The organism is Nocardia sp. NPDC050406 (assembly GCF_044459025.1).
Lineage (GTDB): Bacteria > Actinomycetota > Actinomycetes > Mycobacteriales > Mycobacteriaceae > Nocardia.
The window spans coordinates 1,833,322-1,845,063 of record NZ_JBITIM010000001.1 but is presented as its reverse complement, the minus strand read 5'-3'; the positions used below and the strand labels follow the sequence as shown (position 1 = coordinate 1,845,063).

General features: G+C 68.9%; 13 protein-coding genes. 7 read left to right on the top strand and 6 right to left on the bottom strand.

Going from position 1 to position 11,742, the window contains the following annotated elements; genetic code table 11:
* Positions 1-63: 63 nt before the first annotated feature.
* Complete coding sequence (locus ACIBH2_RS08860) at positions 64-2,058, top strand: peptidoglycan DD-metalloendopeptidase family protein (protein ID WP_397114998.1); 1,995 nt, start codon at positions 64-66, stop codon at positions 2,056-2,058.
* An 18-nt stretch (positions 2,059-2,076) separates the two neighbouring features.
* Here the strand turns inward: ACIBH2_RS08860 and ACIBH2_RS08855 are convergent, their stop codons facing one another.
* Positions 2,077-2,727, bottom strand: coding sequence for a class I SAM-dependent methyltransferase (locus ACIBH2_RS08855; protein ID WP_397114996.1), 651 nt, complete (start codon positions 2,725-2,727; stop codon positions 2,077-2,079).
* A gap of 76 nt (positions 2,728-2,803) precedes the next feature.
* Here ACIBH2_RS08855 and ACIBH2_RS08850 point away from each other — a divergent pair, with 76 nt between their 5' ends.
* From ACIBH2_RS08850 to ACIBH2_RS08835, 4 genes are all read left to right on the top strand, one after another.
* Positions 2,804-3,919 (top strand): alcohol dehydrogenase catalytic domain-containing protein, encoded by a 1,116-nt coding sequence (locus ACIBH2_RS08850; RefSeq protein ID WP_397114994.1) that lies wholly within the window; start codon positions 2,804-2,806, stop codon positions 3,917-3,919.
* Between the two features lie 176 nt (positions 3,920-4,095).
* Entirely contained in the window at positions 4,096-4,980 is an 885-nt protein-coding gene (locus tag ACIBH2_RS08845) for an NAD(P)-dependent oxidoreductase (protein ID WP_397114992.1), read from the top strand.
* 140 nt (positions 4,981-5,120) lie between these two features.
* On the top strand, positions 5,121-5,861 hold the full coding sequence (gene dapB, locus ACIBH2_RS08840; protein ID WP_397116912.1) for a 4-hydroxy-tetrahydrodipicolinate reductase: 741 nt from the start codon (positions 5,121-5,123) through the stop codon (positions 5,859-5,861).
* A 74-nt stretch (positions 5,862-5,935) separates the two neighbouring features.
* Positions 5,936-6,433 carry a hypothetical protein gene (locus ACIBH2_RS08835; protein ID WP_397116910.1) on the top strand — a complete coding sequence of 166 codons (498 nt, stop codon included), beginning with the start codon at positions 5,936-5,938 and terminating at the stop codon, positions 6,431-6,433.
* 31 nt (positions 6,434-6,464) lie between these two features.
* On the opposite strand, the gene ACIBH2_RS08830 is transcribed toward ACIBH2_RS08835, so the two are convergent.
* The gene (locus tag ACIBH2_RS08830; RefSeq protein WP_397114990.1) at positions 6,465-7,091 is read right to left on the bottom strand and encodes a MerR family transcriptional regulator; all 627 of its coding nucleotides are present in this window, start codon (positions 7,089-7,091) and stop codon (positions 6,465-6,467) included.
* 29 nt (positions 7,092-7,120) lie between these two features.
* The gene (locus ACIBH2_RS08825; RefSeq protein ID WP_397114988.1) at positions 7,121-7,513 is read right to left on the bottom strand and encodes a hypothetical protein; all 393 of its coding nucleotides are present in this window, start codon (positions 7,511-7,513) and stop codon (positions 7,121-7,123) included.
* A 201-nt stretch (positions 7,514-7,714) separates the two neighbouring features.
* Here ACIBH2_RS08825 and msrB point away from each other — a divergent pair, with 201 nt between their 5' ends.
* Together msrB and msrA are read left to right on the top strand one after the other, a co-directional pair.
* Complete coding sequence (msrB, locus tag ACIBH2_RS08820) at positions 7,715-8,170, top strand: peptide-methionine (R)-S-oxide reductase MsrB (protein WP_397114986.1); 456 nt, start codon at positions 7,715-7,717, stop codon at positions 8,168-8,170.
* Positions 8,167-8,682 (top strand): peptide-methionine (S)-S-oxide reductase MsrA, encoded by a 516-nt coding sequence (msrA, locus tag ACIBH2_RS08815; protein WP_397114983.1) that lies wholly within the window; start codon positions 8,167-8,169, stop codon positions 8,680-8,682. Before msrB ends, msrA begins: the two co-directional genes overlap by 4 nt.
* A 42-nt stretch (positions 8,683-8,724) precedes the next feature.
* Here the strand turns inward: msrA and ACIBH2_RS08810 are convergent, their stop codons facing one another.
* The 3 genes from ACIBH2_RS08810 to puuE all read right to left on the bottom strand — a co-directional run bounded on the left by ACIBH2_RS08810 (position 8,725) and on the right by puuE (position 11,732).
* On the bottom strand, positions 8,725-9,141 hold the full coding sequence (locus tag ACIBH2_RS08810) for a hypothetical protein (RefSeq protein ID WP_397114981.1): 417 nt from the start codon (positions 9,139-9,141) through the stop codon (positions 8,725-8,727).
* 31 nt (positions 9,142-9,172) lie between these two features.
* Entirely contained in the window at positions 9,173-10,762 is a 1,590-nt protein-coding gene (locus tag ACIBH2_RS08805; protein WP_397114979.1) for an alkaline phosphatase D family protein, read from the bottom strand.
* Between the two features lie 85 nt (positions 10,763-10,847).
* Positions 10,848-11,732 carry an allantoinase PuuE gene (gene puuE, locus ACIBH2_RS08800; RefSeq protein WP_397116908.1) on the bottom strand — a complete coding sequence of 295 codons (885 nt, stop codon included), beginning with the start codon at positions 11,730-11,732 and terminating at the stop codon, positions 10,848-10,850.
* Positions 11,733-11,742: the final 10 nt, after the last annotated feature.

Below are 11,742 nucleotides of genomic sequence, written 5' to 3'. Positions count from 1 at the left end.
CGCGTCGGTGGTCGGCGTCGCGCCTGAATCGGCCTCGCCCGCATCGGTCGTGAGCGCTCCCGCGTGAGGCTCGACCGCCTGGTATGGATCGCGTGCGGGCTCGTTCTCGGCCTGGTCACGCTGGTACTGGTGGTGGTACTGCCCGCCAGTGAAGACTCCTGTGCCCCCGGCATGCCCACCATCGCCAGCACGACAGCCGCTGCGACCCAACCGAATTGCCCCGCCACCGGATCACCCGCCGAGGACGGCCTGACCGACGGCGCGCTGCGCGCATTGCGTTGTGTGGTGGCGCGTTTCGGCATGATGGATATGCGCGGTCGCATCGACGACGCCGCCTTCGACGATCACCGCTCCGGTCGCGCGGTCGAGTTCATTGTCGGCTCCGACGGCATCGGCCAGGCCAAAGGCGAGGCCATCGTCGCCTTCCTACAGGAGAACGCGGCCAATTTCGGCATCGAGTACGTCATCTGGAAGCAGCGCAGCTGGTCGCCGGGGGCGTCGGCCGCCGTGCGCTGGACGCCCCTGGAAGATCGCGGCAGCGACGCCCTCAACCACCTGGATCGGGTGCAGGTCACCGTCAAGGAGAACGCCGCGCCCAGCTCCGCCGCCCCGATCACGCCCACCGTCTCGCTGGCCGCCATGCCGGGGCCGGTCAACGAGGCCGGTGGCCTGCGCGCGGGCAGCGCCCGCAATTTCCCGCTCGCCGCAGGCACTTTCAGCGTCTCCGATCCCTTCGGCACGCGCGGCGGCGGGCATATGGGCGTCGACCTCGCCGCGAGCGCTGGCACCCCGATCTACGCGGCGTCCGACGGTCGCGTGGTGGCCTCCGGCCCCGCCTCGGGCTTCGGCGGCTGGGTGGTGATCGACTCCCTCGACGAGAAGGGCAACCGCTACTCCACCGTCTATGGCCATATGGAGCTGTCGCAGATCTACGTGCGGGTCGGCGACGCCGTCACCGCCGGACAGCACATCGCCGATGTCGGCTCGGCGGGCGAATCCTCCGGCCCACACCTGCATTTCGAACTCGTCCCCGGCGGCCGCATGAACGGCGGCAAACAGGTCGACCCGATGCCGTGGCTGGCGGGCGGCACCATGCCCAGCGTCACCATCCCGGCCCCCAACTGCGACAACGGCTTCGGCAGCCCGGGCGGCAACCTCGCCGGTGGCAAGGTGCCGCCCGAACTCGAGATCTGGTACCGCCGCGCCGGATCGCTGTGCCCGCAGATCAGCTCCTCGCTGCTGGCCGCGCAGGGCCAGGCCGAATCCGGATTCCGCCGAGGCGCGGTCTCCCCGGCCGGTGCGCAGGGTCTGGCGCAGTTCATGCCCGGCACCGCGGTGGCCGCCGCCCCCGACGGCCAGCCCTATGTCATCGACGCCGACGGCAATGGCCAGGCCAGTGTGTGGGACGACGGCGACGCCATCATCGGCCAGGGCCGCTACATGTGCGCGCTGGCCGACAAGATCCAGGGCTGGGTCTCGGAGGGCAAGGTCTCCGGCGACGTCACCGCCCTGACCGTCGCCGCCTACAACGCCGGTGAGGGCGCGGTGCTCGCCTCCGGCGGTATGCCCAACCAGTACTCCGCGCACTTCACCGAGACCCGCCCCTATGTCGCGCGCATCCTGGCCGCGGAGGCCGGATTCCGCAGTGTCGGCAGCGGCGGCCGCTTCGTCCCCGATCCGAGCGCCGATCTGGGACCGCAGATTGTCGAGGCTGCCCACGAATGGCTCGGCACCCCTTACGTTTTCGGTGGCGGCGGACCGCAGGGGCCGTCCAATGGCGGCTTCGACGAAGCGGGCCTGACCGCGGCGGCCGTCTCCGCGGCCAGCGGCGGCACCATCACGCTGCCGAACACCGTGGAGCAGCAGTGGGAGATCGGCGTCGAGGTGCCGATGAGCAAGGCGCAGCCGGGTGACCTGGTCTTCGGCGACTTCCGGGCACGCGGCCCGGTCGTGGTCGGCATCTACACCGGCGGCGGGTCGATGCTGTACACCGCGACCAACGGTCAGGTGACCGAAGCGTCGGTGCTCGGCGATATGCGGGCGCGCCGCCTGGGCTGAGACGTTCCAGGACGCGGCTCAGCGCCGCGCCACCGTGATCACGTCGGGCACCAGGAAATCCGGCAGCGGCGGCCGCGATACCTTGCGCTGATCCTGCATGCGGAAACCGGCCCGCTCCACCAGCTTTCGCGTGTCGTAGGGCGACGGGGCGTGCGCCGGGAACAGCGGGCTGCGGGTGAGCCGCTGGATCGGGCGCGTGGTGGCCGAGGACGGATGCAGTGTCGCGATGGCCACCAGACCGCCGGGCGCCAACACCCGGTGGAATTCGGCCAGGGCCGCCGGATGGTCGAAGAAGTGGAAGGCGCTGGTGGTGATCACCGCGTCCAGCTCACCGTCGGCGAAGGGCAGCTGCTCGGCCGGACCGCACACCCACCGCACCTGCTCCGACCGCCGCCGCGCCTGCGCCAGCATGCCCTCGGAGGCGTCCACCCCGTAGATCACCTCGGGCCGCAGCTCGCGCTGGATACGCGCGGTGAGAATGCCGGTGCCACAGCCGATATCGGCGATCCGCCGGGATCCGGCCGCGCGCAGCTCCGCCACCATCTGATCCTGCGGCGGCCGGTACACGATGCGCTGCAGCGCCCGCGTGTCGTACGCGCGCGCCACCTGACCGAAGAAGTCGGTCACCACATGGTTGAGCGCCCTGCCGCGGGCCTCGAGACTGTTCATGTTCCACTCCTGTCTGGGTCAATCGAATCAGGGTTCCGCGCGATTGGAAAGGGCCGCAGCGGGTAGCGTCTGGCTCATGAGGATTCGCGGTGCGGTATTGGAACGAATCGGCGACCCGGCCCCCTTCGCGGAATCGGCGCCGATCACCGTGAGCGAGCTCGACCTGGGCGAACCCGGCCCCGGTGAGCTGCTCGTTCGAATCGAGGCCGCCGGACTGTGCCATTCGGATCTGTCCGTGGTGGACGGCAACCGGGTGCGCCCGGTGCCCATGCTGCTCGGCCACGAGGCGGCCGGACGCGTCGAGGCCGTGGGGTCCGGCGACAGCTCCTTCACCGTCGGCCAGCGCGTGGTCATGACCTTCCTGCCGCGCTGCGGCGAATGCTCCGGCTGCGCCACCGAGGGCCGAACCCCGTGTCTGCCGGGCAGTCTCGCGAACAATGCGGGCGAACTGCTCGGCGGTGGGCGGCGGCTGCTGCGCGACGGCGCGCCCGTGCACCATCACCTCGGCGTCTCCGCCTTCGCCACGCACGCGGTGGTGGACGAGCGATCGGTGGTCGCGGTGGACGACGATGTGCCGCCGGAGGTGGCGGCGGTGCTCGGCTGCGCGGTGCTGACCGGCGGTGGGGCGCTGATGAATTCGGCGAAGCCCGGCCCGGGCGACCGCATCATGGTCGTCGGGCTCGGCGGCGTCGGGATGGCCGCGGTGCTTGTGGCCGCCGCCCTGCGCGAGGGCACCGGGCGCGATGTCATCGCCGTCGACACGGTGCCCGAGAAGCTGAAGCTGGCAACGGAATTCGGCGCGACGGCGGCCTATACCCCGGCCGAACTGGCCGCGGAGGGTATTCAGGCCGAGATCGTCGTCGAGGCGGCGGGCAATATCCGCGCCTTCGAAACCGCCGTCGCCGCAACGGCTCCCGGCGGTACGACCGTCACCGTGGGTCTGCCCGCACCCGACGCGATGGCCAGCATCTCGCCGCTGGGCCTGGTGGCGCAAGGGCGCTCCATTGTCGGCAGCTACCTCGGTTCGGCGGTACCCGCACGCGACATTCCGGAGTACGTGCGCATGTGGCGGGCGGGCAGCCTGCCGGTGGAGCGGCTCATCTCGGCGCGAATCTCCTTGGAGGACATCAACCGGGGGATGGACGAACTGGCGTCGGGCCACGCCCTGCGCCAGGTCATCGTCTTCGACTAGCCGTGACCCTGCTCACGTTCCCGGTTCGGGCCGGGCACGTGACCATATGACCTACCAAATGGTGCGTAACCCGCGGCGAAAGTAGGTACTGGTAGGCGATCCGGCGTGCTTCGAGACTGACGGTGCCGGTCGACGGAATTCCGCGACCGGCCCGATCGTCTCGAAAGGCACTGGCATTGACCGAGATCGCACGCACCCCGGTGACCATTGTCGGCCTGGGCTCCATGGGAACCGCCCTCGCCGAGGCGTACCTCAACGCCGGACACCCGACCACGGTGTGGAACCGCACCCCGGAGAAGGCGCGGGCGTTGACCGAGCGCGGCGCGACCGCGCGGACCGATATCGCGGCCGCGGTGGCCGCGAGCCCCCTGGTGATCGCCTGCCTGTCCAACTTCGACGCGTCCGCGCTGAGCCTGGCCCCGGCGGCCGAGGCCCTGGCCGGACGCACGCTCGTCACGCTGAACAGCGGAACCGCCTCCGGCGCTCGGGAATTGGCGGCCTGGGCGGACGAACACGGTATCCGGTACCTCGGCGGCGCGATCAAGAATGTGCCGTCGGCGGTCGGCAAGCCGGACACGCTGCTGTACTTCGGCGGCGAGCGCGCCGTATTCGACGAGTACGCCGCGGTGCTGCGGGTGCTGGGCGGTGAGGTCGTGCACCTGGGCGCGGAACCGGACCTGGCCGCGCTGTACGAAGCCGCCGTCGGCGCGACCCTGCTGCCCGCCCTGCTGGGCTTCTTCGAGGGCGCGGCGCTGCTCGACGCGCGCGGGCTGAAGGCGGCCACCATGGTGCCGTATGCCGTCAAGTGGTTCCAGATGATCGAATCCCTGCTCCCGGTGCTCGCGGGCGAGATCGACGACCGCGACTACACCCGGCTCGGGTCCTCGGTGAATGTGTTCCACGAGGCCATCGACAGCGACCGCGAATTCGCCGAGGCAGGCATCGATATCGCATGGCACGAGCCCATCCACGAGCTACTGCGCCGCGCGGTCGCCGAAGGGTATGGCGCGCAGAGCATTACGGCGCTCATCGAGGTGATGCGCAAACAGTCGACGGACTGACGGTCGGGACCGTCCTCGGCGCAGGTGTGAGGCCGCCTACTCCTGGACGGCGGGGGTGCCGTTCGGCGATCGCGGGCGCAGTAGGCTCGGACCCGAGTGCCGATCGAACGGGTAAAGGAGAACAGGTGACCACGAACCGGATCCGGGTGGGCGTGCTCGGGGCGCACGGCAAGGTCGGACAGGCGATCTGCGCGGCGGTCGAGGCGGCCGAGGATCTGGACCTGGTGGCGCGGGTCGACAAGGACGACGCCCTGGACGCCTTCGCCGAATCGGGTACCGAGGTGGTCGTCGACTTCACGCACCCCGATGTGGTCATGCCCAATCTCGAGTGGCTCGTCGAGCACGGTATTCACGCCGTCGTCGGCACCACCGGCTTCGACGCCGAGCGACTGGACCAGGTGCGCGGCTGGCTGTCGCGCAACCCCGAGGTCGGCGTGCTGATCGCCCCGAACTTCGCCATCGGCGCGGTGCTGTCCATGCGCTTCGCCGAACAGGCCGCGCGCTGGTTCGAATCGGTCGAGGTCATCGAATTGCACCACCCGAACAAGGCCGACGCCCCCTCCGGCACCGCCTACCGCACCGCCGGACTCATCGCCGCCGCCCGCGAGAAGGCCGGGGTCGGCCGCAGCCCCGACGCCACCTCCACCGAACTCGAGGGCGCGCGCGGCGCGGACGTCGACGGCGTGCGCGTGCACTCGGTGCGCCTCGCCGGTCTGGTCGCCCACCAGGAGGTGCTCTTCGGTACCCAGGGTGAGACCCTCACCATTCGCCACGACTCCATCGACCGCAGCTCCTTCGCCCCCGGCGTCCTGCTCGGCGTCCGCAAGACCCCGCACCGCCCCGGCCTCACCGTGGGCATCGACGCGCTGCTGGATCTGTGAGCGAGGAATCGGGACGTCCGGAGAGCGGCGGCACCTCGGGTGACGCCGATCAGGGTCGCCTGTCGAAAGACGGCGTGGGTGCATCGACGGGTGACTCCGAGGCGGGCCGTCGGTCGCTGGGCACCATCGCGGTCATCGCCTTCCTCGTCGTGGCGCTCGGCTTCTACTTCCTGTTGCTCGGCCGGATCGCCTTCAGCCTCATAGCCGATGGCGATCTGGCGGGTGTCGGTATCGGCCTGGGCGTGCTGATTCTCCCGATCGTCGGCGTCTGGATCGTCTACACCTCGGTGCGCGCCGCCCTCGACCATCAGCGCCTGGCCCGGCGCATGGCCGAGGAGGGGCGCGAACTCGATACCTCGCAGTTGCCGCGTCGCCCCTCCGGTCGCATCGAAAGGGCCGCCGCCGACCAGCTTTTCGAGCAGGTCAAAGCGGAATGGGAAGCGGACCCGGATAATTGGCGCACCTGCTACCGCGTGGCCCGCGCCTACGACTACGCCGGGGACCGCTCCCGTGCCCGCGAGGTCATGCGCCGCGCGGTCGAGTTGGAGAAGGCCGAACGCACGGGGCGCTGAGCGCGAACGTCAGGGCCGCGAGCGTTGTCCGTCAGTCGCCCAGGCGTTTTCGCGAAGCCTCGGCGTGCGCGACCCGTCGCAGTGTGGCCAGCAGCGCATCGCCGAGTACGGTGCCGATGACCGCGCCCTCGACCACCGCCTCGGTGGAGCCCAATCGGGCGACCGCGTCGATATCGGCGGCGGCGACACGGTCGGCGGATTCGGCGTAGCAGGACAGGGCGTCGAGCACCCATTCGTGCCCGATCTCCCGGAACGCGCACAGCACACCGATGAGGGATTCGACGACCGGCGAACCCGGCGGGAGCCGCCAGCCGCGCTCGGCCGCGATGGTGTCGATCAGCGATCGCGCCCACTCCCGGTCCGCCGCGTCCACATCCACGCGCACACCCGGCAGCCCCTGCTGCACCACGCCCAGCACATCGTGGGTCGAGGCGTCGGATTCGTCGATGCGCGCGAGCACCTCCCGCACCGCCGCGACCGACAGTCCGCCGATCTCCACCAGCGCCCGCACGAGTTTGAGTCGGCGGATGTGCGCGGCACCGTAGCGCGCCTGGTTGGGGCTGGTCAGTTCACCGGGCGGCAGCAGCCCTTCGCGCTGGTAGTACTTGATGGTCGCGACCGACACACCCGACTCCCGGCTCAGCTCCGCCATCCGCATACCCGGCCCCTTCCGCTCTGCCGGATACCCTAGCTATCCATTCGCGCCGTGGTGCGCGCACGCGCCCAGGCGATGCCGAACGCCACCGCGAAGCCCAAGTGCACGACCAGGAACACCTTCGCGAGATCCCTTGCCTCACCACTGAATACGCCCCACACGTCATTGGCGGCGACCACCCCGAAGCCGACCAGATTGGCCAGCAGCACGGTATCGCGCACAGCGGTCGCCGCGGCGGTGCGCGACATCCAGTTCAATACCGCGATGCCGATCATCGGGCCACCCAGCAGCCGAAGCAGCGCGAGCAGTTGCGGCGAGGGATCCTCGGGCACCGCGTCGACACCGAACTGCGCGGGCGCCACCAGCAGCGCCAGTCCGATGGCCGCGAGATAGACCGACGCGAGGGTGAGAAGCGGTTTGACCATGACCATGCCTCCATGAGCAGATACTGCAACTATCTATAATGGAAAGCTACGCTATCCGTTCCATGATCGCCAGAGGTCAGCGGCACAATCTGCGCGATCGGGTGAAAGAGGCGAAGAATGACCAAAGTATGACGCCCCGGCCGGGCGGGACTTTCCGACCGGGAGCCCCGGTTGTACCGGGAGCCGATATGAGGAGGTCATGTGGCACAGGAATACCACCGCAACCCCGCGGCCGTCGCCGCGCTCTCGCCCGAGCAGTACCACGTCACCCAGGAGAACGGAACCGAACGAGCCTTCACCGGCGAGTACTGGGACAACCACGAACCCGGCATCTACGTGGACGTGGTCTCCGGTGAGCCGCTGTTCGCCTCGGTCGACAAGTTCGACAGCGGCTCGGGCTGGCCGAGTTTCACCAAGCCCATCGAGGCCGACAATATCGCCGAGAAGAGCGACCGCAGCCATCTGATGGTCCGCACCGAGGTGCGCTCCGCCCACGGTGACAGCCATCTCGGCCATGTGTTCCCCGACGGCCCCCGCGACGCGGGCGGGCTGCGGTACTGCATCAATTCGGCCGCCCTGCGCTTCATTCACCTCGACGACCTCGAGGCGGAAGGCTATGGGCGGTACCAGACTCTCTTCACGAAGGAGGAGGCGTGACCGACACGCGAACCGCGATTCTGGCCGGTGGCTGTTTCTGGGGTATGCAGGATCTGATCCGCAGGCAGCCCGGTGTGCTCTCGACCCGGGTCGGCTACACCGGCGGCAGCAACGACAACCCCACCTACCGCAATCACCCGGGCCATGCCGAGGCCGTGGAGATCGTCTACGACCCCGCGCACACGGACTATCGCGCGCTGCTGGAGTTCTTCTTCCAGATCCACGATCCGTCCACCAAGGACCGGCAGGGCAATGACATCGGCACCAGCTACCGCTCCGCCATCTTCTATCTGGACGATGAGCAGAAGCGCGTCGCGCTGGACACCATCGCCGACGTCGACGCCTCGGGCCTGTGGCCCGGCAAGGTGGTCACCGAGGTGACCCCGGCCAGCACCTTCTGGGAGGCCGAGCCGGAGCATCAGGACTACCTGGAGCGTTACCCGAACGGCTACACCTGCCACTTCCCGCGCCCGGGCTGGAAACTGCCCAAGCGTCAGGAAGCCACGCAGTAAAGATCAGCGCCACCTGGGCCATGCTCAGGTGGCGCTCGCTCGTCAGGGCACGAGGACCGAGGTGAAGCCCGGGGTGCTGGTACCGCCCGGCACCAGCAGGATCATGACCTGGCCGGGGCCGGTCTCGAGATTCGCGAACGACGGAATGCCATTGAGCCCGTCGGAGAGTCGCGCCGCGCCGGACGCGCCCGTGGAGACATTGACCCAGTGCACCGGCGTGGCCAGCCAACAACCCCAGCCGCCCGCGTCCGAGCCGGTCACCACCGCGACGCCGGGCCGTTCGCCGACCCGGACCCCGCAATGAGCGGGCCGGACATCGAAACTGCCGTTCGGATTGCCGAAGGGCGCGGGATTGATCTGGAATGGAATGGTCGTCGGTGCGGCCGCGGCGCTACCCGTGCCGGTTACCGCCGCCGCGCCGAGCATGAGGGAAATGGAAAGTGCACCGGTGAATTTCACGTGAGAGAAATCTCCGCGAATCTCCGAGTCGTTACAGGTCCAATTCCGCGACCTCGACCAGGCCCTCGCCCTCGCGTGCGGTTTCCAGCCGGAATCGGGCGGATCGGCCCGCGAATCGCAGGGTGGCGATGGAGTTTCCGAAATAGGGGCCGCACACCTTGCGCCACTGCACCGGGTCGGGGGAAATGCCGCGCCGGTCGGCCAGTCGGCGCAGCGCCGAGGCGAGCGGTCCCGCCCACGACAGGCGGAACAGCGGTCGGTACACCTTGGGCGGGTCGTTGTGCACCGGCGAGCAGACCAATTGCAGGACATGGGATTTGGTGGGCGGATCGTAGTCGGCGCGGGCCGCGTAGCTGTGGTGCACATCGCCGGAGAGCACGCAGATGGTGGCGGGGGCGACCGGTGCGGTGCCCAAACGGTGAATAAGCCGCGCCAGGCGGTGGAACGAGACGCGGAAGGCGGGCCAGTGCTCCAGATCCGCTGCTTGCCGCAGCTTCTCACCCCAGCGGCCACGCCAGCCGGGCAGGCCCGCCGCGCGTTCGTTGAGCGATTGCAGGTGGCTCACCGCATGGGGCATGAGCCAGGGCAGTGACGACCCGATGAGCAGATGGTCGATATCGCCCGCCGTATTCTCTTCGATCCAGTCGAATTCCTCGGCACTGCACATGAGTCGGTGCCCGTCCAGAATTCGGCCGCTGCGCGTATCGATCACCAGTAGTCGAATGCGGCCGAAATCCCGTCGATAACTCCAGCGCGTCGGCTTGCGGCCGTCGACCTCCTGGTCGGCGTGTTCGGCGAAATCCTCGAGCAGGCCCTGCACATCCTCGCCCGCCTTGACGACGGCGCGATAGAGGGTATTGCGCTCCAATTCCTCCGGGCTGAGATTGCCGAGATGCTGATAAACCCAGTACGACGCGAGTCCGGCGCGGATTCTATTGCGCCACCACGGTTTGCGCGCCATCTCCTCGCGCCACACCCGCGAGGTGTTCCAGTCGTCGCGCACATCGTGGTCGTCGAAGATCATCGTGGTCTGCACGGTCGACATCAGCCACCGGATCTCCGGATCCGACCAGGACTCGTGATACAGCTCGGCGTACTCCCGGAACGACACCACCTCGTTCCGCGGTTCCTGCCCGGCCCGGCGCTCGTCGAGCCACTCCTGTATCCGAGGCGTCGGCTGATCGGCGTACACCTGGTCGCCGAGCAACATGAGCGCATCCGGCCACTGCGATTCCGGGCGGTCCTTCATGCGAAGCGCGTAGGCGTCCAAGGCATCCGGGCCGACGCGATCGGCCTCCAGCACGCCCGGCACCGCCTTGGCGGCGCGACAGGAGCCGAACAGCATCGATTCGACCGGCTTGGTTCTGATGCGCGAGGGCGGGAACTCGGAGTCCGGTTCGGGCCAGACCGGGATCTCGTCGAGCTTCACCGCGTAGGGGAGTGAGGAGCCGGGCTCCAGACCCGTGACCACGACCAACGCGAAATGCAGTTCGCCCACTTGGAATGTGCGCTCCCGACAGCCGAGCACCTCCACCTCGCACGCGCTGTCGGTCTCCACCCATACGGTGGCGGAGGTCGCGTCGACATGTCGGAGAACAGGCCCCAGAAGCAGCTTCGCCATACGCATCGACGTTACTTCGTGTGGCGGCGGCGAGGTGCGGAACAGCGGCCGAGGCGGAGGGAATCCGCCTCGGCGGCAAGGAGGTTCAGTCGGCGGGATGCACCGTGCGCCAGTGCTCGGCGATATCGATGCGCCGTGCCAGCCAGACCTTGTCGTGTGACCGCACATAGTCCAGGAAGCGGTTCAGCGCCGCCGCGCGGGCGGGGCGGCCCGCCAGACGGCAGTGCAGGCCGATCGACAGCATCTTCGGCGCGCCCGCCGCGCCTTCGGCGTAGAGCACGTCGAAGGCATCGCGCAGATAGGCGTAGAACTCGTCGCCGTTGGCGAAGCCCGCGGGGGAGGAGAAGCGCATGTCGTTGGCTTCCAAGGTGTACGGGATGACCAGGTGGTTGGTATCACCCACCTTCTCCCAGTACGGCAGGTCGTCGGCGTAGGAGTCCGAGTCGTAGGTGAAACCGCCGTGCTCGACCACCAATTCGCGGGTGCGCGGCGAATCGCGCCCGGTGTACCAGCCGCGCGGCGGTTCGCCGAACAGGCGGGTGATGATGGCGACCGCCTCTTCCATGTGCGCGCGTTCGGTCTCGCGGTCCACGGTCTGGTACGAGATCCAGCGCAGCCCGTGCGAGGCGATCTCGTAGCCATTGCGCTTGAACGCCGCCACGGCCTCCGGATTGCGTTCCAGGGCGCGCGCCACACCGAAGATGGTGAGTGGGATATCGCGGCTCTCGAAGGCGCGCAGCACGCGCCACAGTCCGGCGCGGGAGCCGTACTCGTAGAGCGACTCCATGCTCATGTGCCGGTCCGGGAACGCCAGCGCGGGCACGATATCGGAGAGGAAGGTCTCCGAGCCCTCGTCGCCGTCGAGGACGCAGTTCTCGCCGCCCTCTTCGTAATTGAGAACGAACTGCACCGCGATATTGGCCTCGCCGGGCCACCGCGGGTGCGGCGGATTGGGGCCGTAGCCGACCATGTTCCGCCCA